The sequence below is a fragment of the Pseudoxanthomonas sp. Root65 genome (assembly GCF_001427635.1).
GTDB lineage: Bacteria > Pseudomonadota > Gammaproteobacteria > Xanthomonadales > Xanthomonadaceae > Pseudoxanthomonas_A.
Genome location: NZ_LMHA01000001.1, coordinates 1,211,121 through 1,231,456, shown reverse-complemented (window position 1 = coordinate 1,231,456; position 20,336 = coordinate 1,211,121). Strand labels below are relative to the sequence as shown.

At 66.2% G+C, this 20,336-nt stretch carries 22 protein-coding genes; 14 read left to right on the top strand and 8 right to left on the bottom strand.

The features are described 5' to 3' along the window. Positions 1–19: 19 nt before the first annotated feature. Entirely contained in the window at positions 20–502 is a 483-nt protein-coding gene (locus ASD77_RS05390) for an MgtC/SapB family protein (RefSeq protein WP_055938390.1), read from the top strand. Positions 503–535: 33 nt separating this feature from the next. On the opposite strand, the gene ASD77_RS05385 is transcribed toward ASD77_RS05390, so the two are convergent. Further along, positions 536–1,987, bottom strand: a complete 1,452-nt coding sequence (locus ASD77_RS05385; RefSeq protein ID WP_055938387.1) for a PLP-dependent aminotransferase family protein — start codon at positions 1,985–1,987, stop codon at positions 536–538. Between the two features lie 60 nt (positions 1,988–2,047). Here ASD77_RS05385 and ASD77_RS05380 point away from each other — a divergent pair, with 60 nt between their 5' ends. The 4 genes from ASD77_RS05380 to ASD77_RS18030 all read left to right on the top strand — a co-directional run bounded on the left by ASD77_RS05380 (position 2,048) and on the right by ASD77_RS18030 (position 5,643). Continuing rightward, positions 2,048–2,725: a membrane protein gene (locus ASD77_RS05380; protein WP_055938385.1), complete on the top strand. Its 678-nt coding sequence runs from the start codon at positions 2,048–2,050 to the stop codon at positions 2,723–2,725. Next, positions 2,722–3,564: a PhzF family phenazine biosynthesis isomerase gene (locus ASD77_RS05375; RefSeq protein ID WP_055938382.1), complete on the top strand. Its 843-nt coding sequence runs from the start codon at positions 2,722–2,724 to the stop codon at positions 3,562–3,564. The genes ASD77_RS05380 and ASD77_RS05375 overlap by 4 nt, the downstream gene beginning before the upstream one ends. 204 nt (positions 3,565–3,768) lie before the next feature. Beyond that, complete coding sequence (locus ASD77_RS18035; protein WP_156383474.1) at positions 3,769–4,944, top strand: hypothetical protein; 1,176 nt, start codon at positions 3,769–3,771, stop codon at positions 4,942–4,944. 81 nt (positions 4,945–5,025) lie between these two features. Next, on the top strand, positions 5,026–5,643 hold the full coding sequence (locus ASD77_RS18030) for a hypothetical protein (protein ID WP_156383473.1): 618 nt from the start codon (positions 5,026–5,028) through the stop codon (positions 5,641–5,643). A 297-nt stretch (positions 5,644–5,940) separates the two neighbouring features. Here ASD77_RS18030 and ASD77_RS05370 read toward each other — a convergent pair whose 3' ends face one another. The 5 genes from ASD77_RS05370 to ASD77_RS05350 are packed head-to-tail and all read right to left on the bottom strand — an operon-like array spanning position 5,941 to position 11,077. Further along, entirely contained in the window at positions 5,941–7,191 is a 1,251-nt protein-coding gene (locus ASD77_RS05370) for an ABC transporter permease (protein ID WP_055938379.1), read from the bottom strand. Further along, positions 7,188–8,477: a hypothetical protein gene (locus ASD77_RS05365; protein ID WP_200947361.1), complete on the bottom strand. Its 1,290-nt coding sequence runs from the start codon at positions 8,475–8,477 to the stop codon at positions 7,188–7,190. The genes ASD77_RS05370 and ASD77_RS05365 overlap by 4 nt, the downstream gene beginning before the upstream one ends. Continuing rightward, positions 8,474–9,445, bottom strand: a complete 972-nt coding sequence (locus ASD77_RS05360; RefSeq protein ID WP_162247594.1) for an HlyD family secretion protein — start codon at positions 9,443–9,445, stop codon at positions 8,474–8,476. Before ASD77_RS05360 ends, ASD77_RS05365 begins: the two co-directional genes overlap by 4 nt. After that, entirely contained in the window at positions 9,442–10,392 is a 951-nt protein-coding gene (locus ASD77_RS05355) for an HlyD family efflux transporter periplasmic adaptor subunit (protein ID WP_055938374.1), read from the bottom strand. Before ASD77_RS05355 ends, ASD77_RS05360 begins: the two co-directional genes overlap by 4 nt. A gap of 10 nt (positions 10,393–10,402) precedes the next feature. Next, the gene (locus ASD77_RS05350; RefSeq protein ID WP_055938371.1) at positions 10,403–11,077 is read right to left on the bottom strand and encodes an ABC transporter ATP-binding protein; all 675 of its coding nucleotides are present in this window, start codon (positions 11,075–11,077) and stop codon (positions 10,403–10,405) included. A 711-nt stretch (positions 11,078–11,788) separates the two neighbouring features. Between ASD77_RS05350 and ASD77_RS05345 the strand changes: the two genes are divergently transcribed. The 6 genes from ASD77_RS05345 (at position 11,789) to ASD77_RS05320 (ending at position 15,846) form a co-directional block, all read left to right on the top strand. Further along, on the top strand, positions 11,789–12,274 hold the full coding sequence (locus ASD77_RS05345; RefSeq protein ID WP_055938368.1) for a hypothetical protein: 486 nt from the start codon (positions 11,789–11,791) through the stop codon (positions 12,272–12,274). A gap of 225 nt (positions 12,275–12,499) precedes the next feature. Then, positions 12,500–13,453 carry a DUF3644 domain-containing protein gene (locus ASD77_RS05340; protein ID WP_200947360.1) on the top strand — a complete coding sequence of 318 codons (954 nt, stop codon included), beginning with the start codon at positions 12,500–12,502 and terminating at the stop codon, positions 13,451–13,453. Between the two features lie 291 nt (positions 13,454–13,744). Continuing rightward, positions 13,745–14,086 (top strand): nucleotide pyrophosphohydrolase, encoded by a 342-nt coding sequence (locus ASD77_RS05335; RefSeq protein WP_055938362.1) that lies wholly within the window; start codon positions 13,745–13,747, stop codon positions 14,084–14,086. A 92-nt stretch (positions 14,087–14,178) separates the two neighbouring features. Beyond that, positions 14,179–14,697 carry a hypothetical protein gene (locus ASD77_RS05330; protein ID WP_055938359.1) on the top strand — a complete coding sequence of 173 codons (519 nt, stop codon included), beginning with the start codon at positions 14,179–14,181 and terminating at the stop codon, positions 14,695–14,697. Positions 14,698–14,823: 126 nt separating this feature from the next. Next, positions 14,824–15,384 (top strand): DUF6624 domain-containing protein, encoded by a 561-nt coding sequence (locus ASD77_RS05325; RefSeq protein WP_055938357.1) that lies wholly within the window; start codon positions 14,824–14,826, stop codon positions 15,382–15,384. A gap of 117 nt (positions 15,385–15,501) precedes the next feature. After that, positions 15,502–15,846, top strand: coding sequence for a hypothetical protein (locus tag ASD77_RS05320; protein ID WP_055938354.1), 345 nt, complete (start codon positions 15,502–15,504; stop codon positions 15,844–15,846). A 57-nt stretch (positions 15,847–15,903) separates the two neighbouring features. On the opposite strand, the gene ASD77_RS05315 is transcribed toward ASD77_RS05320, so the two are convergent. Continuing rightward, positions 15,904–16,299, bottom strand: a complete 396-nt coding sequence (locus tag ASD77_RS05315; protein ID WP_055938351.1) for a hypothetical protein — start codon at positions 16,297–16,299, stop codon at positions 15,904–15,906. Positions 16,300–16,847: 548 nt separating this feature from the next. Then, positions 16,848–18,347, bottom strand: a complete 1,500-nt coding sequence (locus ASD77_RS05310) for an AAA family ATPase (RefSeq protein ID WP_055938348.1) — start codon at positions 18,345–18,347, stop codon at positions 16,848–16,850. Between the two features lie 264 nt (positions 18,348–18,611). Between ASD77_RS05310 and ASD77_RS05305 the strand changes: the two genes are divergently transcribed. Genes ASD77_RS05305 through ASD77_RS05295 form a run of 3 tightly spaced genes read left to right on the top strand, consistent with a single transcriptional unit; the run spans position 18,612 to position 20,323 of the window. Continuing rightward, complete coding sequence (locus tag ASD77_RS05305) at positions 18,612–19,244, top strand: ParA family protein (protein ID WP_055938343.1); 633 nt, start codon at positions 18,612–18,614, stop codon at positions 19,242–19,244. 21 nt (positions 19,245–19,265) lie between these two features. Continuing rightward, positions 19,266–19,742 (top strand): histidine phosphatase family protein, encoded by a 477-nt coding sequence (locus tag ASD77_RS05300; protein ID WP_055938341.1) that lies wholly within the window; start codon positions 19,266–19,268, stop codon positions 19,740–19,742. Next, complete coding sequence (locus tag ASD77_RS05295) at positions 19,739–20,323, top strand: YceI family protein (RefSeq protein WP_082563228.1); 585 nt, start codon at positions 19,739–19,741, stop codon at positions 20,321–20,323. The genes ASD77_RS05300 and ASD77_RS05295 overlap by 4 nt, the downstream gene beginning before the upstream one ends. Positions 20,324–20,336: the final 13 nt, after the last annotated feature.

Sequence of the window (20,336 nt, the reverse complement as noted above, 5' to 3'; positions counted from 1 at the left end):
CGGCGGCGGAGGTCACGCCATGTTCGAGGGATGGGAATCGCAGCTGTGGGTGGTCGCGCGCATCGCCTTCGCGATGCTGCTGGGCGGCCTGATCGGCCTGGAACGCGAGATCAAGGACCGGCCCGCCGGCTTCCGCACGCATACGCTGGTCGCCGCGGCCGCCGCCATGCTCACCGGCATGGGCGAGATGATGCTGGCGCAGGCGCAGCACAACGAAGATCGCGTGCAGATCGATCCGTTCCGGCTGGTCGAAGCGGTGATCGCCGGCGTCGCCTTCATCGGCGCCGGCACCATGATCGCGCAGCGCGGCCGCACCATCGCCGGCATCACCACCGCCGCCTCGCTGTTGATGGTGGCGGTGATCGGCGTGGCGGTCGGCTTCGGCCATGGCTGGCTGGCCCTGTTCGCCACGCTGCTGACGCTGGCCGTGCTGTCGGTGCTGGCGTGGATGGAGCGGCGCATGTCGCGAGGCAAGGCGCGCGCGGACGTGTCCGACGACTGAGCGACCGGCCGCGACAACGCCACGCCGCCGGCATCACGCGATCAGCCGCGTTCCGCGTCGCGGCGACGTGCCGGCATCGTGCGGGCGTGCCGACCACGTCTCCGCCATCACGCGCACCGCCTGCACCAGCTGCTCCTCCGGTCGCGCGAACGGAATGCGCAGCCACTGGTCCGCACCGCCCTCGACGCTGAAGACCGGTCCCGGCGCCAGCATCACGCCGTGGCGTTCCGCGTCCACGGCCAGTTGCGTCGCGCTGCCGTGCGGCATCCGCACCCACAGCGACATGCCGCCCTCGGGCAGGCGGAAACGCCAGTCGGGCAGGTGGTCGCGCAGGGCGCCGGCCAGTGCGTCGCGGCGTTGTCGCAGCTGCTCGCGGCGCGCGCACAGCACGTCGTCGGCATCCAGCATCTCGGTCACCACCAGCTGGTCGAACAGCGAGCTGCCCAGGTCCATCTGCACGCGCGCGGCGATCAGCCGGTCCACCGCCTCGCGCGGTGCGCGGATCCAGCCCACGCGCAGACCGCCCCAGCACAGCTTCGAGGCGCTGCCGACGGTATAGGTGCCTGGCGCATGCGACGCGAACGGCGCCGGCATGGCCGCGTCGCTCAGCCCGGTGGACTGCAGCGTCTCGTCGACGATCGCCACCGTGCGCGTGGCATGCAGCGCGGCGGCATAGCGCGCGCGTTGCGCGTCGTCCATCAGGAACCCGGTGGGGTTCTGGAAATCCGGAATCAGGTAGGCGATGCGCGGCGCGGTCTGCCGCAGCGTCGCCTCGATCGCCGCCAGGTCCCAGCCTTCGTCGCCCAGCGCATCGGCCAGCGGCGCACTGACGAGGCGTCCGCCGCCGAGCCGCAGCGCTTCGATCGCGTTCGAGTACACCGGCGATTCGATCATCACGCGGTCGCCCGGCCGGGTCAGCGCACGCGCGAGGATCGCCGTCGCCGACAGCGCGCCCGTGGTGATGACGATCTGTTCCGGCATGGTGGGCAGGCCGCGCTGCGTGTAGCCCGCGGCGACGCGTGCGCGCAGCGCCGGCAGTCCCGAAGGCAGGTAGCCGTCGCTGGCCAGGTAGGCGGGCAACGCCTCCATCGCGCGCGCATAGGCCGCCGCGACGCCGGGCGTAGCCGCACCGGCCGCGCAGTTGAGGTCGATCACCCCTTCCGCCGTTTGCGCGCTGTCGACGCTGTGCAGTGCATGGTCGTGCGCGCGGCGGCGGTCGATGGGCACGGTGGCGTAGGTGCCGGCGCCCTGTCGCGCGGTGGCGAAGCCGGCGGCCACCAGGTCCGCGTAGGCGCGGGTCACGGTGTTGCGCGACACGCCCAGGGCCCGGGTAACCGCGCGCTCGCTGGGCAGTCGCGTGCCCAGGGGAATGCGGCCGTCGCCGATCAGTTCCTGCAGCGCCTGGCGCAGGCCGCGATAGGCGGGCGAGCGGGGGAAGTCGCCGACCAGCGTGGCGAGGCGGTCAGGGGCCAATGAGCGTTCCATGGGGCCACTATCGCAGGATTGGCTCTGGAGAAAAGGGCCAATGTTGGTGATCGTGGCCCCATGAAACCACTCACCCCGCCCAACGGCCTCGCCAATCTCGGTCCCCTCGCCCAACTGAAAGCCGGCCGCCTGCCGGAACGCCTGCTGCGCCTGCTCGTCGGCCTGTGGCTGTACGGCCTGGCCATCGCGCTGATGATCGAAGGCGCGGTCGGCGCCTCGCCGTGGGACGTCTTCCACCTGGGCGTGTCGCGGCACGTGCCGCTGTCGTTCGGCATGGTGATGGTGCTCACCGCCGTGGGCGTGTTGCTGGCGTGGATTCCGCTGCGGCAGATGCCGGGCGTGGGCACGCTCGCCAACACGCTGCTGCTGGGTCCGTTCGCCGACCTCAACCTGGCTCTGCTGGGCACGCCGGAGGGCCTGCCGTTGCGCAGCGCCTACCTGGTCGCCGGCGTGGTGCTGTGCGCGATCGCCACGGCGATGTACATCGGCGCGCAGCTGGGGCCGGGTCCGCGCGATGGATTGATGACGGGCCTCGCGCGCCGCACCGGCTGGTCGATCCGCCGCATCCGCACGCTGATCGAAGTCACCGTGCTGATCATCGGCATGCTGCTCGGTGGCGTGGCCGGTGTCGGCACCGTGCTGTTCGCGTTCGGCGTGGGCCCGCTGACGCAGTTCTTCCTGCGCTATCTGGTGGTGCGCCTCGATCCGCCGGTGGCGGTCGCCGGAGAAACCCCATGACCGCTGCCGTGCTGCGCTACAGCGCCTTCACCACCGACCCGCAGGGCGGCAATCCCGCCGGCGTGGTGCTGGATGCGCGTGGCCTGTCGGCCGATGCCATGCAGCGCATCGCCGCCGAGGTGGGCTATTCGGAAACCGCGTTCCTGTCGCCGCGCACGGACGGCGATCTCGATGTGCGCTACTTCAGTCCACTGGCCGAAGTGAATTTCTGCGGGCACGCGACCATCGCGTCGATGGTCGCCCGGGCACATGCGCATGGCCCCGGCGATGTGCTGCTGCACACGCAGGCCGGACCCGTGTGGGTGACCATCGATGCCGGTTTCACCGCCACGCTGACCAGCGTCGCGCCACGCGTCGATGCGTTGTCGTCCGCCGATCTCGATGCAGTGCTCGCGACGCTCGGTTGGCGCCACGACGATCTCGATCCCGCACTGCCGCCCGCGCTGGCGTATGCGGGCGCATGGCATCCGGTCATCGCCGCCGCCTCGCGCGCGCGTCTCGCCGACCTGCACTACGACTTCGATGCGCTCGCCGCGCTGATGGCCGCACGCGGCTGGACCACCATCAACCTGGTGTGGCGCGAAGACGCGCACACCCTGCACGCACGCAATCCCTTCCCGCCCGGCGGCGTGGTGGAAGATCCGGCCACCGGCGCCGCGGCCGCCGCGCTGGGTGCGTATCTGGCATCGCAGGACCGGTTGACCGACGACCGCAGGTTCACCATCCACCAGGGGCACGATCTCGGGCGGCCGAGTGTGTTGCGGGTGGAGGTGCCGGTCGATGTAAGCGAGGGAGTGCGGGTGAGCGGGACGGCGGTGGAGATTGGGGTGGGGGATTGAGGTGAGCGTTGCCCTGGGTCGGAGGTAATTGCCTCCGGGCGAAGTATGTCGATGACGCTCGCGCGTCCCATGTGCCGCTAAATCTCCAGGACCCTGTGCGGTAATGCATCGTCTGCCTTGACGCGTGCTGGGCGAAACTCGAACATTCGTGTTACCACCACGGGGATGGGGTCTACTGGGCGTCAGGGCCCAAGACCGAACAGAATGGCTACTTCAAGAACGGTCGGCCCAATTCACTTCGAGGATCTGGAGCCAAAGCGCTTTGAAGATCTAGTTCGCCAACTCGCTTACGACTTCAAGGTCTGGCGAAGACTTGAGGCAACTGGTCGTGCCGGTAGCGATGATGGATTTGATGCTCGCGGCTACGAAATTGTTGCCGTTGAAGAATCTGCAGACAATGAAACAGAGGACGAGATTGCACCGCAGCAGGCAGATCGCCTGTGGCTAATTCAATGCAAGAGAGAAAAGATCATCTCACCGAAGAAGTTATCTACTTATCTTGACCAAGTGAGCCTTAAAGACTCCGAGTCCCTGCATGGATTGATCTTTGTCGCGGCTTGTGATTTCTCAAAAAAGTCGAGAGATGAGTTTCGACAGAAGTGTGAGAGTCTCGGGATTCAGGAGTGGCATCTCTGGGGAAAAGCGGAGCTTGAAGACCAACTCTTCCTCCCAAAAAACGACAATCTTCTTTTTGCATACTTTGGCATCTCGCTTAGCATCCGCCGAAGAAGCCGGAAAAGCGTACTGGGCCAGCTACTTGCCACAAAGCGTAAGGCGCATCGCTCCCTTAGCGGAAAGACACATGCCAACCTACTCCTGCGCGATGCAAGTGAAGATAGCTACCCGGACCCCCCTGAAGACCACAAAGAACGCCCACGATGGCTAACAGCGCGATTCCGCGAGTTCCACGCACGCGGACTGATTTTCCAATTTAATCGCTACTTCGCCTACCTCTCAAGAGACCCGCTCCAGTGGGACGCCGCGCTGTCTTTCAACGACGCACCTGACCACCATGACTATTGGAGCGACAGAAGCGACAGATTTGAGGTTAGAAGAAAGATATTTGACTTCTGGAGCACTCTCCCGGAAGAGAATCAAGCGTGGCTTGATGTGATGGCTCTCGTCCCTTACGAGAGCATCATCGCCATCGATGAGCTAGGGGACAACTATCATTCTGAGCCACATGTTTACGTTGACTTCGACCAGCATCTTGGTCCCTTCGCTGGTTACGCGGTAAATATTTCTGCGGGCGGACGTTGGAACAAGTTTGAGTTTTCCCCTGATTCATTGGGTGACCACCGGACTTCAATGTTTCCTGCCGAAATGAGGTCTGACATTGACGCCCACCCATACTCCCCCAAAAGGCTTCTTGGGCCCTGACATTTCATTCAAGCCGACGCTACTTCGCGGTGCGTCTTAACTCAGGCGTTAGACCTCTTATTCAACCTTCAAGGCGACTCGGTGGACATTGAAGACGAAATGTTGAAGTGGTCTCAAACTGTCTATGGGATCGCCCACTCATTGCACATCGCAGACTCTATAAAATTCGGAAATCTGACGACTCTAGTCACGAGCCTCAATGCAGCGGAGGGCTGGAACAGATCTGACCCAGGATTTACTTCAAATCTCCCGGTCAAACAGTTCAAGGATGGTTCAATTAACCTTGATGGCAAGGACTACAACGAGATCTTTCAGAGGTTGTCCGAGAACATTGTTAGGATGCTTTTTGTCAATCTCGCCGTTCTTGCGGACGAGTGCTTGGGGCAGCTAATTTTCAATGCTGGCGTGCAGCCACCCAACTACCTGACGAACAAAGTTGAGTGGGCAAAGGCAAGAATTGACGCAAAGTACGATTGGGCGACCAACGGGATGCTTGAACTGTGTGCTCTTCGCAACGCGCTCGTCCATAACGGTGGCCGCCTCAATGATTCAACAGTTTCCATACTTGAATCAGCAGGCGTTACAGACGCCGCCTCAGGCCATGAGGTTTCACTATCGTTTGGCGACCTGTTCCGGTACCGACGCGCACTTCGAACAACAATTGGTGAGCTACAGAAACTTCACGTGCGCGTAGGATAGGTTGAGCCGTAGGCGATACCCATCACCTTCGTTCCCATTCGTGGGAATGCATATTGGAACGGCGAAATCCTGGAGACCTCGTTCCTGCTGGGCTTCCAAGACTGCACGTAATGGGTATCGCCTGCGGCTCAACCCATCCTACAAATGCCGCGCCTCAGTCGTGCCGCAACGCCGCGGTGGGATCGAGAACCGTAGCCCGGATAAGCGCAGCGCATCCGGGGTCCGCGACGGGAGCGCATGCACCCCGGGTGCGGCTTTCAGCCTTACCCGGTCTACCTTCCCGACGGATGCGTTGCCTCAGTCATGCCGCAACGCCGCGATCGGGTCCAGCTGCGCGGCCTGCCGTGCGGGGTACACGCCGAAGCCCAGGCCGACCACGGCGCAGAAGCCGGCCGACAGCAGGATCGGCAGCGGCGCCCACGCGACCTGCCAGCCGGCGAAGGTGGCGATCAGGTAGGCCAGTACGCCGCCGAACACCAGGCCCAGCAGTGCGCCGGTGATGCAGATGACCGTGGCCTCGCGCAGGAACTGCGCGATCACGTCCCGCCGCCGCGCGCCGAGCGCACGCAGCAGGCCGATCTCGCGGCGCCGCTCCAGCACGTTGGCCAGCATGATGTTCATGATGCCGATGCCGCCGACCAGCAGGCTGACGCCGGCGATCGCGCCCATCACGATCTGAAAGATGCGCTGCGTCTGCTGGTGCTGCTGGAACAGCTGCTGCGGCACGATCAACTGGTAGTCCGCCATACCGGCGTGGCGCTGGTCCAGCACCGCCGACAGCACGCCGGCCCCGGCGGCCAGGCGCTGCGGATCGTCGAGGCGCAGCAGGAAGCGGTCCACCTCGTCTTCCTGCGGCTGGAAGCGGAAGCGCGCGCGCACGCTGGCCAGCGGCGCGTAGATGCGGTTGCTCTCCGAGCCCAGCTGCACGCCTTCGAAATCGTCCTGGCCCAAGTCGCGGTCGGCCAGCACGCCGATCACTTCCAGCCACACATGATTGACCTTGATCAATCCGCCCACCGCATCGCCTTTCGGAAACAGGTCGGCCGCCGCCTGATGGCCCAGCACCGCCACCGCCGCCAGCGCGGCCTCATCGTCGGCGGTGAACGCGCGACCCTGGGCGATCTTCAGCGAGGACAGTTCAAACCAGGTGGCGCTGACGCCGCTGGCCTGCGCATCGCTGCGGCCGGTATCGCTGAACACCGTGTGCGTGCGCACCTGCTTCTCGGCGGCGTGGCGTTCCGCGCCGGGCACCACGCTCAGTGCCGCATCCGCATCGGCGACGGTCAGGCCCAGGCTGCGCTCGCGGGTTTCCTTCAGCGTGTCCTCGTCCTGCGCCTTGGCCTCGGCGATCAGGTTGTGCAGGCCCAGGCCTTCGACCAGCCGCAGCGCCTCGCGCCGGCTGCCTTCGCCCACCGCCTGCATCGCCACGATGGCGCCCACGCCGAAGATCATGCCCAGCAGCGTCAGCAGCGTGCGCAGGCGGCGCCGCCACAGTTCCTCCACCGCTTCGCGCCAGACCGTGGGCAGGCGGTTGAACAGGCCGGTCATGCGGTCTTTCCTTCTGCGTCATCGGTGGCGGCGTCTTCGCCGTCGGTCGCGTCCTTGTCCTTCGCGTTGCCGTCGTCACCGGGCGCGGGCACCTCGACCTGCGACAGCCGCACCTGGTCGCCGGGCTTGAGGCCCGACAGCACCTGCGAACGCGCGGTGCCGCGCACGCCGAGCTTCACTTCGCGCGCCACGTAGTCGTTGCCCTGCTTCACCTGCACCCAGTGGCGGTCGTCGCGCTGTTCGATGGCCACGTTCGGTACCGCCATCGCGTCCTTGGCATCGAGCAGCACCACCGAGGCGGCGAAGCGCTGGCCCGGGATCAGCCGGTAGCGCTCGATCGCGTCGGCCGGAATCGGCGCGCGCATCGACAGGAACTTCACCGGGCTTTCGCGGTTGCGCACCTTGGCGGCGCTGGCCACCCACGAGAGCGTGCTGTCGATGCGCTGGTCCGGGCGGCCCAGCGGATGCAGCACCACCGCATCGCCGGCCTGCACGCCCTGCGCCTCGATCTGCGGCAGGTCGATCTCCACTTCCATCGCCGAGGTGTCCGGCAGGCTGCCGAACTCGAAGCCCGCGCGCAGGTTGGCGCCGACCGTGGGCTTGTCGCCCGACCAGTTGGCCGCCAGCAGCAGCACGCCGTCGTTGGGGGCGCGCAGTTCCAGCGCTTCCAGGTCGTCCTTGCGCGTTTTCGCGTTCATGTCGAAGGTGGCGCGCTGCGCGTCCAGCACCGCCAGTTCGGCGCCGCCGCGCACGCCGGACTGGTCGCGCTGCCATTGCAGCACGCCCTGCCGCACTTGCAGGTATTCCTTGTCCTCGATCGCATCCAGCACCTGGTTGCGCGCCACCGTGCTGAGGTCGGCATCGGCGTAGCGCTGGGCGATGCCCAGCTGCACGGCCACCCGCGACAGGTCCACTTCCACCCGGCCCTGGGCCGAATCCAGCCCGCTCTCCTTGGCCGCGCGCGCCAGCGCGTTGCGCTGCAGGTCGATCATCGCCTGCGCCAGCTGCTGCTCGCCCTCGGGCGAGACGAAGCGGGCCAGCACGTCGCCCTTCTTCACCAGGCTGCCTTCCGGCAGCATCCATTCGACCTGTCGCTGCGCCCAGTTCTTGCCGGGCACGTTCAACGGCGTGGGCTTGGCCGAACGCAGTTCGCCTTCGCCGCGCACATGGATCGTCACGGGTCCCTTCGCCACGGTCTCGCTGGCCACCGGCATCTCGTCGCTGCCGCAGGCGGCCAGCAGCAGGCCGACGCTCAGCAGCGCGGTGCATCGCATCCGCTGGATCATTTCGCACCTCCGGCGATATCGGGCACGGTCAGTTCCACGCGCACCGCCTGGCCAGGACGCAGCTTGGCCTTGGCGTCGTCCAAGCGGATCTCCAGGTCGAGCACCGGCACCGGCTGCACCTGCGACTTGCTGCGCACCGCGCGGCCGATGCCGGCCACCTTGCCGTGATACGCGCTGCCGCCGCCGCCTTCCACCACGATGCGCGCACGCACGCCTTCCTTCACCCGCTGCAGGTCGCGCTCGGGCAACTGCGCGCGTACCGCGAGGGTCGCGGGGTCGGGGATCTCGGCCACGGTCTGGCCGCGCCAGACCTGCGAGCCGACATCGAACTTCTCGCCGTTCCAGTTGCTCTTGTGCATGATCACGCCGTCGCGCGGCGCGGGCAGCGTGAGCGCGGCGATCGAGGTCTGCAGGCGGGTGACGTCGGCCTGCGCCTGTTGCAGTTCCGCGGTCACCAGGCGCAGTTCCTGCCGGCGCTGCTCGGCGGCGGCGCGCTCGGCCTGCTGCGCCAGCACGGCCAGGCGCTCGGTGCGGCGACGGTCCTCCACCAGCTTGTCGTAGTCCAGCGCGGCGATCAGCTCGCGCGGCTGCTGGGTCTTGCGCGCGGCCTTGTCGCGCTCGGCCTCGGCCTCGGCGGTGGCCAGGCGCTGGCTGCGCTCGCGCTCGGCCACGTCCAGGGTCAGGTTTTCCAGCTCGCGCTTCTTTTCCTGCAGCAGGCTCTGCTTCTCGGCCAGCTGGCGCACCAGTTCGTTGGTGTCGAAGGCGACCACGATCTCGCCCTTCTTCACCGTGCTGCCGTCGGGCGCCAGTTGGGTCAGGTTGAACTGCCACAGGCGGTCCACCGCCGGCGGCACCAGCTGCGCGCTGCGCTGCGCGTACACCTCGCCATCCACGCGCAGGGTGGCGGCGTGGGCCGCCGGCAGGACCGCCAGCAGCGCCAGTGAAAGCATGCAGACACGCGGGTTCATGGCGCCTTCCCCTGGCCGGCCGGCGTGTGTGCCGGGGGCGCGATCACGCGCACGCTCATGCCCGGCATCAATGCCAGCGTGTGCGCGTCGAGGGTGATGTCGAGGGTGAAGTAGCGGCCTTCGCCCCATTCCGGGCGACGCTCGGGCGCGCCGGAGATGAAGGCGATGCGGCCGCTCACCTTGCGTCCCGGCACCGCATCGAACGCCAGCGTCACCGGCTGGCCGACGGCCAGGCCGCGGCGGTCGGGCTCCAGCGCCCAGGCGCGCACGTTCATGCGGCCGCTGCTGACCACCTCGCCGGCCTTGCTGCCGGGCATGGTGGAGGAGCCCTCGTCGATGCGCCCGCCGATCCAGTTGTTGTTGAAGCCGTGCACCACCACGCCGTCGCGGTCGGCGACCACTTCCGAGGTGCGCACGAGGGCGGCGTGGTAGTCGCGTTGCAGCACCAGCTTCTCGATCTGCAGGCGGCCGTCCTGGACGCGCCGCTGCACGGCGGCGTTGGCGGCGGCCAGGTCCTTGCGCTTCAGCGCGACCTCACGGGTGGTGCGGTCCAGTTCGCCCTGGTGGCGGTCGTAGTCCAGGCCGGAGATCAGGTCGCGCGGAATGGTGGCGTCCAGTTTGGCGGCGGCCAGCTCCGCTTCGGCTTCCACCAGCGCCATCTCGGCCTGCACCGCCTTGACCTGCAGTTCGGCCACGTCCTTGGCGTCCTTGGCGCGGCCCTGTTCGATCTGCGCCTCCAGGTCGGGAATGCGGCTGGCGGACTGGCCGGGGTCGATGCGCAGTACCACCTCGCCCTTCTTCACCCGTTCGCCCTCGGGCACGTAGTAGCGGATCACCACCGGCGCGCTGTTCGACTGCGGGGTGAGGATCTGCTGCGCGTCGATCGCGCGCACTTCGCCGGTCAGCACCACCGCGTGCGCGGGAGCGGCGGCCAGGACCAGGGCCATCAGGACGGACTTACTGGAGCGCATCGGATTCCACCTTGCCGTCGCGCAGCTTCACCTGGCGCGGCGCGCGCCCGGCGATGTCGTTGTCGTGGGTCACCAGCACCACGGTCTGGCCGCCGGCGTGCACTTCGTCGATCAGCGCCAGCACGTCGGCGGCGCTCTTCGAGTCGAGGTTGCCGGTGGGCTCGTCGGCCAGCAGCAGCGCCGGTTGCAGCAGCAGGGCGCGGGCGATGGCGGCGCGCTGCATCTGCCCGCCGGAGAGTTCGCTGGGGCGGTGGTCGCGACGTTCGGCCAGGCCGACGCGGTCGAGCAGGGCGAGCGCGCGCTCGTGCGTGCCCGGCGGTGGCTGGCGGTGGAAGCGCAGCGGCAGCATCACGTTCTCCAGCACGGTCAGCCGCGGCAGCAGGTGGAAGCTCTGGAACACGAAGCCGATGCGACGGTTGCGCAGGTCGCTGCTGGCCTCGTCGTCGAAGGTGGCCACGTCGCGGCCCTCGAACCGGTAGGTGCCGGTGCTGGGACGGTCCAGGCAGCCCAGGATGTTCAGCAGGCTGGACTTGCCCGAGCCCGAGGCGCCGGTGATGGCGACGAATTCGCCCTGTCCGATGTGCAGGTCCACTCCGGCCAGGGCCCGCACGGTCTGTCCACTCATGGCGTAGTGCCGCTGTACGCCCTGCAACTCGATCATCGTGTCCCCTTCGTTCCTTCGTGGCTGTCGACCGCCCCGGTCCGCCAAGGTTCCCGACCGGTGGGTCGGGACGCGGGCGGCGGTCGAGTGTCCTGTGCGTCGAACCGAGAGCATCCCAGATGCCTGCGCGGGCGTGCAACCGCGGACGGTCGGGTGTGACGGTGCTGCGACCGGGTTCGGTGCGCGGCGCACCGGGTCGGTGTGCCGACACGCCGCGTGTTCGTCTGCAGGCATCGGGTCTTCTTCTCCGCATGCCGTGTCGCCAACGTGTCGCGCGGCGTTGCGCACCCGGCACGCGAGGGTGTCGAGCCGGGGTGCGGGGCAGTGAAGGCGGCGCTGCGGGTCGGGGACGCGAGGCGTGGGGTTCTGGCGTTGACGGTGCGTGTTCGGGACGTGGACGTTCGGGGTGTGCACGCGGAGGGCCGTGTTCGGAACCCGGTCCGTGATGCGATGAACGCGGCGTTCCGGGTTCTGAACTCGGCACGTGGTCCTGTGGACGCGGCGGATCGTGTCGGGAGCATCCCCTGTGACGCTCGCAACACGCACCTCCGTTTTCGTGACACGACGCGCCGTGTTTGAGAGGCCGACGCCGCGGCCTCGCGCGCGGCGCTCTCACATTATTGCGGCGCACACGCATCACCGCGCACCAGGCGTTAGCCTGTGCACGCCGCAGGACCGCGGCGGACCCTGACAGGGAATCAAGGAGCGACGATGCGTCAGAACCTGGTGGACATCCACTTCGCGGCCGAGGCCGTGGCCGATATCGAACGCGCGCTGGACACGCTGGATGCGCGCCTGACCGAACTGATCGCACTCACGCCCCGGCAGCGCCAGCGCATCACCAAGATGGGCAACAGCTCGCGGGGGTTCTGTGAGCGGGCGTTGCAGGCGGCGCAGCAGCACGCCGGCCTGATGCCGCGCGACTTCGACATCGATGGTTGCGTCCGTGATCTGGAAGCGATGGACCAGTTGTTCCGGTGGCGCCTGCGCATCGCCCACCTGCACCAGCGCCTGACCGACACCCAGACCGCCCTCGGCAGCGACGTGATGACCACCACCCTGGCGATCTACGCCGTACTCAAAGCGGTGGGCGCGCGCGAAGGCGTGGATGGGGAGATGAAGGAGTTGGGATCGCGGTTTGCGCGGCCGTCGCGCAGACGGACTGCAAAAGCAACGGAGCCGGCAGGAGAGGAGTAGCGAAACGGCGGTGCTGCGTTGTCGCTCGGGTGGGAGCAACACAGAAAGGCAGGATGCAAGTGACGCTGGGCTACCCCTTCAACATGGTGTGTTCCTGAGCCCATTGCGGCGAAGACTCGCATTGGCCTTGACGTCATTTAGCCTGAACACGAACATCCGCGCTACCGGCCCGGGTATGGGGTCTACTCGGCGTTAGGCCTTATGAAAGCTCGATCGCAAGAACTAGTGGACAAGAGCATCGCAGCAATGATTTCGGCGATTGAGATTTATAACAAACCCGACTTTAAGTACCGGGAAGAAACATTTTCCATTCTAGCCATCAATGCGTGGGAACTTCTCCTGAAAGCGAAATGGCTCAGAGACAACAACAACGCGATCCGTTCGCTCTACGTAACCGAGAAACGCCTGAGGCCCAATGGCAAGCCTTACAAGCATGCCAAGGTGAAAATGACCGGGTCAGGGAATCCCTTTACGCACAGCCTCGATTACTTGGCCAAGAAAATGACCGAGAAGAAGGCGCTGGCCGATGCCGCACATAAAAACATCATTGCTCTGTGCGAGATCAGGGACTCTTCCGTTCATTTCTACAACAAGAGCGGCGTCTTTGCTATCAGGCTTCAGGAGGTGGGAAGTGCTTCTGTTAAGAACTATGCGAAAGCCGCAAATTCATGGTTCGGTGTCGGCTTCTCGCAGTACAACTTCTACCTAATGCCTCTTGCTTTCGTTGCCCATCAGCAACCTGCCGATGCGTTTCTCCTGAGCAAAGAAGAGAAGAACGTTGCGTCCTTTATATCCTCGCTTGAGGCTGCAAACGACCCAAACGCTGACTATGCAGTGTCAGTGAACGTAGAACTTAAGTTCCTTAAATCAAAGGCCGATGATGCAATCAAGGTGCAAGTGACAAATGACCCAAACGCTCCGAAAGTGCAGCTCACAGAAGAGCACTTGAAAGACAAGTACCCCTTCAATTATGCGACGCTGACAGCTGCGTGTACTGCCCGTTACTCGAACTTCGTACAGAACAAGAAATACCATGACATACGCAATCCGCTAAAAGCAGATAAGCGCTACTGCCACGTCAAGAAGCTCGACCCAGATAATCCAAAGAGCGTCAAGCAGGAGTGGTATAGCCAAGCTGTTTTCAACGTGCTGGATAAGCACTACGTAGCTAAGGGCTAACAATTCGTTTAAGCCGAGACTATTTCGTGGCTCGGCTTAGGCGGTAAGCGCGTAACTCCGGTCACCGCCGTCGAGAGCCATGTTTGAGAGATGCAGCGCAGGACGCTTCGTTCTTGGCTTTTTTCTTCCGCGTGATGGGTAAACCGGCTTCGCCGTTGAAAGCCGCCTGCGGCTCAACCATCCTACTTGCTTCATATGCTGCGGTGCGCGCTAGCGTGATGCCGGGTGATCGATGAGGCGCCCCGGAACCAGCATGCAAACCTAAAGACTTGAGGCGACAAGGGAGAACAGGTGGACTTCAGCGATCTCGAAAAATCGGCACTGCAGTTGAACGCGCTGTACGAGCAGCTCGAGACGCTGCGGTATGGCCGGGTGTGGACGACGCAGGAACTCGCGCTGGGCTTCGTGGGGGATGTGGGCGATCTGGCCAAGCTCATCCAGGCCGAGGCGGGCGTCCGGACCATCGACGACCACAAGGCGAAGCTCGGCCATGAACTGTCGGACTGCCTGTGGTCGATTCTGGTCCTCGCCAACAAATGCGGCATCGACCTGGAGGCGGAGTTCGTAAAGAACACCCGGGAGATCGCGGCGCATGTGGCGGGCGAGCTCGAAGGTCAGACCAGCACCGGCTGACCATTCGCGCACACCGGCGTCGCTTGAAAGCCGGGCCTGGATCGCCGCATTCTGCAACCTCCATCCAGCACCACGCCACAGGGGGCACCAGCATGGCCAGGGAAGATCTCGTTGCCGTAGCCGTACGCATTTTCGCGGTGTTCCTGCTGGTGACCGTGGTGCGCTCGTTTCCGAGCGCGATGGCGCTGCTCGATCAGCCGGAGTCGCGACCCTCGCTGGTGCTGGTCGGCGTGGTGCTGATGGGCAGCCTGTCAGTGTGCGCGGTGCTCTGGTTCTTCCCGCTCACCATCGCCAGAAAGCTGCTGCCTGCCATGCGCGAGCCGCGCTCCGAGACCGCGATGAGCGGCTCGGTGGCGCTCTCTGTCGGGCTGACCCTGCTGGGCGTCTGGGTGTTGGCCTATGCACTGCCGGACGCGCTGTACTGGGCCACCCTGTTCCTGCTTTCCCGCCAGGTGGGCGCGGCGTACGTTCCGTGGGGTTACGAGCAGATCGCCAGTGTCGTCACCACGGTAGCGGAGCTGTCGCTCGCGGCCTGGCTGATCTTCGGCAGTTCGGGTATCAAGCGGCTCCTCCTCCGGTACCGTCAGGGGCCTCTTGCGGATGTGGCCTGATCGCCCGCCATGTATCCGCTGCCGGAGTCAGACCGCATGGCGGAATGCCATCATCGGGAAGAGAGATAAGCTGATCCCGGTCTCGGTAACGAGCGCGTAGGGCCGTTTGATGGAGCCACGATTCTCATGAAGATCATCTCAGCACTCTTCTACGTTGCGCTTGCCACGGGGCAACAGGCGGCCGACAAGGCGCCGCTCGAGCCTTCGCTCAGGGACGAGCTCCTTGCGATGCGAGCCGCGGATCAGGAAGCCCGGACACAGTCGTCGGTTACGGCGGAGGCAGGCGCGATGGTGGATAGACGCAATACCGCCCGCTTGAAGGAGATTGTCGATCGCCATGGTTGGCCGACATATTCGCTCGTCGGGAGGGATGGCGCAGACGCCGCCTTCTTGCTGGCACAGCATGCCGACATGGACCCTGCGTTCCAGAAGCGGGCGTTGAGTTTGATGGAGCCTCTGGTGGCTTCGGGCGAAGCGACCGCTTCCAACTACGCTTACCTGTGGGACAGGACGCATGCTCCGCAGCGATTTGGTACGCAAGGCCGATGCGTCGGTAAATCCGAATGGGCGCCACGGGAGATAGAGCAACCTGAGGAGGTCGATGTCCGCCGTGCCAGCGTCGGCCTTCCTCCCATGCATGAGTACGTCACCGTGGTATCGCAGTTCTGTGTCCGTTCCGAAGAATGATGTTTAGGGGCCTGGAATGGATCCTTCTGGTCACCGGATCAGGTTGTTCAAAGCACCTCTCGCCTTCGCGGGAATGCCGAACAGAAGCTGCGTTGTTTAAAGGATTCCCAAGACACCATGATCGCGATCTTGCTGCTGGTACTGCTGATCGGCCTCGGCGTCATGACGCTGATCTTCCTGCTTGCTGCGCGCGGCGCAACAAGGAAGGGCAAGTGGCTGGGCCTGGCGGCGATTATCCTGGCCGCGCCGTTCTTCTTCTGGCTCGGCGCGTTTTCCGAGCAGTTCACGGCGGGACAGTGCTATTCCAGCGCCATCCACGCGATCGCCAATGCCGTCGCCGCCACGGATGAACCGGCGGCGCTTGCGGAGAAGATCAGGGCGTTGCCCCTTCATGGTTATGAAACATCGTGTGTGCAGGTCGAGGCGGCCGCAGTGAAGCTTCCTCGCGCGGGCGTGCGCTGACGGCGTGCGGTCGCGACTGACGTCGCTCCTACCAAAGGGCGCAGACGTACCTGCCGATCAGCGGCGCGGCGTGCGCTTGCTCAGGCGGCGGTGGTTGGCCACGGCGATGCGACGGTAGGGCTGTACGCCGGCGGAGGCCATCGAGATCAGCGCGTCCTCGGCGGACGGCAGCGGCTTGGCGGCGAAGGCCCACGGCATCCAGAACGCCATCGCGGCCTGCGTGGCCGCGGTGTTCAGTGTCATCGCGTAACCGGCCATCGCACCCCACGACTCCCACGCCGCGGACACCTTCTCGCTGGACATGCGTTTGAACTCGCGGCGGTCGCGTGCGGAGGGGGTGGCGCCGGCGGTGGCCATCTGCATCAGGCGCCGCGATATGACGGGCGCGGACGCGGCTCCCAGATCGATCAATTGCGTGCCCAGGACACGTGAGGGGCTGCGCTTGCGGGGCATGGCGGTGTCTCGGTGGGAACGCCAGCATGCGCCGCTCACCGTATGCGGTGGGTGAAGTGGGTAGGATCCGTCACGACGGTCGATGGGATGGAAAGCGAGGACCCGGCATGGACAAGCGGCAGGCGTTGAGGTTCGGGGGACGATGGGGTGGCGTCATGTGCGTTGCCATGCTCGTTCTGGCGGGCTGTGGCGCGCGTCATCAAATCGCCGCGCATCCCGCGTGCGACGTCTCTTGGATCAAGGAGGACGGCAGGCTGTCTCCACAGCGGGTCTGCGAGCTGAGAGCGCTGTCCCTGCGGTGCGCAGTGTCCGATCAGTGTCAGATATCGTGCGAAGCGAACGGAGGTCTGCCCCATGTCGGAGGCGGCTGCGCCCACGTTTGCCAAGGTGGCGGGGCCGGCCAGACGGACGAGGATATAAGGCGTAACGGCGGCCCTTACGACACGGACGCGTCGACCGCCTGTTACAACCGCGCGCGCTGAACCGCGACGTCAAAAGCTCGCGACTTACGTCGCTCCCACACCAGGGATGGGGAGGGGCCGCTGGCCTTAGTCGGCGGGTACGGTGCGCTCCTGCGCCCAGTCGCGCAGGGCTTGCACCTGTTCGGCCATCAGCACGGACAGGGGGCGGGTGGTGCGGATCTCGTGCATGACCAGGTCGGTGTCGAGCGGTTTCTGTTCGGCGTGGGCGGCGTACAGGGCCGAGACGATGGCCTGTTCCAATTCGGCGCCGGAGAAGCCGTTGGCCGCGGCGGCCAGTGCGGGCAGGTTGAAGGCGTCCGGGTCCAACTGTCGGCGCGACAAGTGGACGCGCAGCACCTCGACGCGGGCGTCGGGCGAGGGCAGGTCGACGAAGAAGATCTCGTCGAAGCGGCCCTTGCGCAGCAGTTCCGGCGGCAGGTCCTGCACCTGGTTGGCGGTGGCGACCAGGAACACTTGTCCACTGCTGGCACCGGCCTTGCGCTCGGCCATCCAGGTGAGCAGGTAGCCGAGCACGCGGCGCGACACGCCGCCGTCCTCGCTGCCGCCGCTGGCCAGGCCTTTCTCGATCTCGTCGATCCACAGCACGCACGGCGCCAGCTGTTCGGCCGAGGCCAGCGCGGCGCGCAGGTTCTTCTCGGTTTCGCCATGGTACTTGTCGTACAGCGTGCCGAAGTCCAGCCGCAGCAGCGGCACGCCGAAGCCGGCGGCGGTGGCCTTGGCCAGCATCGACTTGCCGCAGCCCTGCACGCCGAGCAGCAGCACACCCTTGGGCAGGTCCAGGCCGGGTGGCGGATTGCCGGAGACGAACACCGCGCGGCGCTGCTCGATCCAGCGCTTGAGGCGTGAGGCGCCGGCGACGTCGGCGAACTTCGCGGTGTCGTATTCGTAATGCAGGTGGCCGCTGCGGTTGAGCAGCTCGAACTTCAGCTTGTTCAGCGCCGGCAGGTCACTGGCGGTCAGCGCGCCGTCGGCGAAGATCAGCTGGCGGGCGATGCGGCGCGCGTCGACCAGGCTCAGGCCCTGCAGGTTGCGCACGATCTGCTTGACTGCCTCGCCGTCGGCTTCCATGCGGCGGCCGCCGTGCTCGCGGGCGTAATGTTCGGCCTCTTCGCGCACCATCTTCAGCAGCGCGGCGCCGTCGGGCAGGCGCGGGTTGAAGCGCACGGCGAGGGCGTCCAGTTCGGCCGGCAGTTCGATCTTCGCCCCGACCAGCACCACCACGTGCGGCAGGCTGTGGCGGCGCTGCAGAATGTCGCGCAGCTGGCGCTGGCTGCTGGCGTAGCCCAGGTAGGGGTGGAAGTCGAGCAGCAGGTAGATGCCGCGCTGCTCGGCCTGCTTGATGGCCTGCAGGGCGGCGCTGGCGTCGGGCGGGCCGACGGCGTCGTCCTCGCGGTCCATGTCCAGCCGGCGCAGGCCCTCGGTGATGCTCCAGCGGAACAGCGCCCGCCACACCTGGCCCAGGGCCTGTCGGAACAGCTCCACCACACGGCCCTCGTCCTGGGTCTCGATGACGATCAGCGGGGTGTTGGCGCGGATCAGCGCGGTGAGGTCCTGCAGCTCGTTCATGGGGCATCCGGTCCGTGGGGACGGGAAAGATAGCAGGGGCGGGAATGGGGAATGGGGAATGGGGAATGGGGAAACGGGGATCGTGGCCTCAGCGGGAGCGAGCACGTGCCAGGACGAACGACGCTCATCGGGCGACCTAATCGGCAGGTCCACGCAGCTACCGGCCCCTGAACAATTCATTCCCTATTCCCCATTCCCCATTCCCGGTTTCCGCTTCACCGCCCCCGGTGTACCCTCCGGGTTCTCCAGCAACGAGGTGCGCGCATGAAGACGATTCTGGTCGCCAGCTCCAAGGGCGGCGCGGGCAAGACCACCCTGGCGACCAATCTGGCGGCGTATTTCGCACTGGATGGCAAACGTACCGTGCTGGTGGACGTGGATCCCCAGCATTCCTCCACCCGCTGGGCCGAGCGCCGGGCGGAACTGGAAACCGCCGTGCTGCCGATCGACGCCAGCGGCAAGCGCGCCTGGAAGGCCTGGCTGCCGGAAGACGCCGAGCGCGTGGTGATCGATGCCCCGGCCGGCGCCATGGCCGACGACCTGGAGAGCTTCCTGGAACAGGCCGACGCGGTGGTGGTGCCGGTGCTGCCGTCGGCGCTGGACATCGAGGCCACGGTCGGCTTCCTCAACACCATGGCCAAGGTGCCGCGCGTGCACAAGCGCAAGCTGCCGGTGGGGCTGGTGGTCAATCGCAGCAAGCCGTGGACCAACGCCTCGCAGCAGGCGGTGGAGATGCTGAATACCTGGCCCTACCCGGTCATCACCCAGCTGCGCGACACCCAGGCCTATGTGGTGATGGCCGGCCTGGGCCGCAGCCTGTTCGATTACCGCTCGGCCCAGGTGCGCGAGCACCAGGCCGACTGGGAACCGTTGCTGAAATGGATCAAGAAGGCCTGAGGCCTAAGGAGTCGTTGTCCCATGCGTGAACTGATCCTGCTGCGCCATGCCCATGCCGAGCCCGTCACCCCGGGGCAGTCGGACCTGGACCGTCCCCTGTCGCCGCAAGGCCTGGCCGAGGCGGAAGCCGCCGCACGCTGGCTGCTGGACAAGGGCCTGGTGCCGGATCGGGTGCTGTGCTCGCCCGCGCGCCGTGCCCGCGAAACCCTGGAGGCGGTGCTGGGCGCCGTGGGCTACGTGGAGCAGCGGCTGGAAGAGCGCATCTACGAAGCCACGCCCGGCACGCTGGCCGACCTGGCCGACCAGCACCGCGAGGCCGAGCGTCTGCTGATGGTGGGGCACAACCCGGGCTTCGAGCAGCTGGCGGCGCTGATGTATTCCGGTGTGACCAGCGAGTACCGCGGCATGCCGCCGGCCGGCGTGGTGGTGCTGACGCTGCCGGTGGACGCGGCGATCGAGCCGGGAGTGGCGCAGCTCTCCGCCTTCTGGTGGCCATGACGCCGTTCTTCCCCGGCGTGGTGCGGCTTGCCGTGCTGGGGGTGGGCGCGCTGCTGGCGGCGCCGGCCCTGGCGGACGGACGCAACGATTTCGATCCCGCGCACACGCGGCTGGGATTCGAGCTGCGCACGCGCTGGGGCCAGGTACTGGATGGCCTGTTCCCGCGCTACGAAGGCTCGGTGGAGCACCTGCCCGATGGCCGCCAGCAGGTGCGCCTGCGCATGTACACGCGCGAGGTGGAGATCGACGGGCACCCGCGCTACAGCGAGTGGGCGCGCGGTGGGCAGTTCTTCGACGCCGACCGCTATCCGGTGGTCACCTTTACCTCCAAACCCTATGACCCGATGCTGCTGTACGACGGCGGCACGCTGGAGGGCGACCTGAGCATCAAGGGCATCAGCCGGCCGCGCAGCCTGCAGGTGGCGCCGGCGGAATGTTCGCTGCCCGCGATCGGCTGCGACGTGGTGGCCACCGGCGCGGTGCGCCGCAGCGACTACGACATGGACGACTGGATGCTGGCCGTCAGCGACCGCGTGGTCTTCGTGCTGCGTGCACGCGTCCGGAGCGCCAAGACCCCGTGAAGCCCGATTTCCC

Excerpts from the sequence above, each read along its gene's own strand:
- ASD77_RS05365 (WP_200947361.1), bottom strand. The coding sequence starts at position 8,477 with ATGATCCAGCGGATGCGATGCACCGCGCTGCTGAGCGTCGGCCTGCTG.
- ASD77_RS05325 (WP_055938357.1), top strand. The coding sequence starts at position 14,824 with ATGAAGATCATCTCAGCACTCTTCTACGTTGCGCTTGCCACGGGGCAA.
- ASD77_RS05300 (WP_055938341.1), top strand. The coding sequence starts at position 19,266 with ATGCGTGAACTGATCCTGCTGCGCCATGCCCATGCCGAGCCCGTCACC.
- ASD77_RS05355 (WP_055938374.1), bottom strand. The coding sequence starts at position 10,392 with ATGGCCCTGGTCCTGGCCGCCGCTCCCGCGCACGCGGTGGTGCTGACC.
- ASD77_RS05385 (WP_055938387.1), bottom strand. The coding sequence starts at position 1,987 with ATGGAACGCTCATTGGCCCCTGACCGCCTCGCCACGCTGGTCGGCGAC.
- ASD77_RS05320 (WP_055938354.1), top strand. The coding sequence starts at position 15,502 with ATGATCGCGATCTTGCTGCTGGTACTGCTGATCGGCCTCGGCGTCATG.
- ASD77_RS05360 (WP_162247594.1), bottom strand. The coding sequence starts at position 9,445 with ATGAACCCGCGTGTCTGCATGCTTTCACTGGCGCTGCTGGCGGTCCTG.
- ASD77_RS05370 (WP_055938379.1), bottom strand. The coding sequence starts at position 7,191 with ATGACCGGCCTGTTCAACCGCCTGCCCACGGTCTGGCGCGAAGCGGTG.
- ASD77_RS05390 (WP_055938390.1), top strand. The coding sequence starts at position 20 with ATGTTCGAGGGATGGGAATCGCAGCTGTGGGTGGTCGCGCGCATCGCC.
- ASD77_RS05310 (WP_055938348.1), bottom strand. The coding sequence starts at position 18,347 with ATGAACGAGCTGCAGGACCTCACCGCGCTGATCCGCGCCAACACCCCG.
- ASD77_RS05345 (WP_055938368.1), top strand. The coding sequence starts at position 11,789 with ATGCGTCAGAACCTGGTGGACATCCACTTCGCGGCCGAGGCCGTGGCC.
- ASD77_RS05375 (WP_055938382.1), top strand. The coding sequence starts at position 2,722 with ATGACCGCTGCCGTGCTGCGCTACAGCGCCTTCACCACCGACCCGCAG.
- ASD77_RS18035 (WP_156383474.1), top strand. The coding sequence starts at position 3,769 with ATGGCTACTTCAAGAACGGTCGGCCCAATTCACTTCGAGGATCTGGAG.
- ASD77_RS05330 (WP_055938359.1), top strand. The coding sequence starts at position 14,179 with ATGGCCAGGGAAGATCTCGTTGCCGTAGCCGTACGCATTTTCGCGGTG.
- ASD77_RS05315 (WP_055938351.1), bottom strand. The coding sequence starts at position 16,299 with ATGCCCCGCAAGCGCAGCCCCTCACGTGTCCTGGGCACGCAATTGATC.
- ASD77_RS05295 (WP_082563228.1), top strand. The coding sequence starts at position 19,739 with ATGACGCCGTTCTTCCCCGGCGTGGTGCGGCTTGCCGTGCTGGGGGTG.
- ASD77_RS05305 (WP_055938343.1), top strand. The coding sequence starts at position 18,612 with ATGAAGACGATTCTGGTCGCCAGCTCCAAGGGCGGCGCGGGCAAGACC.
- ASD77_RS05350 (WP_055938371.1), bottom strand. The coding sequence starts at position 11,077 with ATGATCGAGTTGCAGGGCGTACAGCGGCACTACGCCATGAGTGGACAG.
- ASD77_RS05380 (WP_055938385.1), top strand. The coding sequence starts at position 2,048 with ATGAAACCACTCACCCCGCCCAACGGCCTCGCCAATCTCGGTCCCCTC.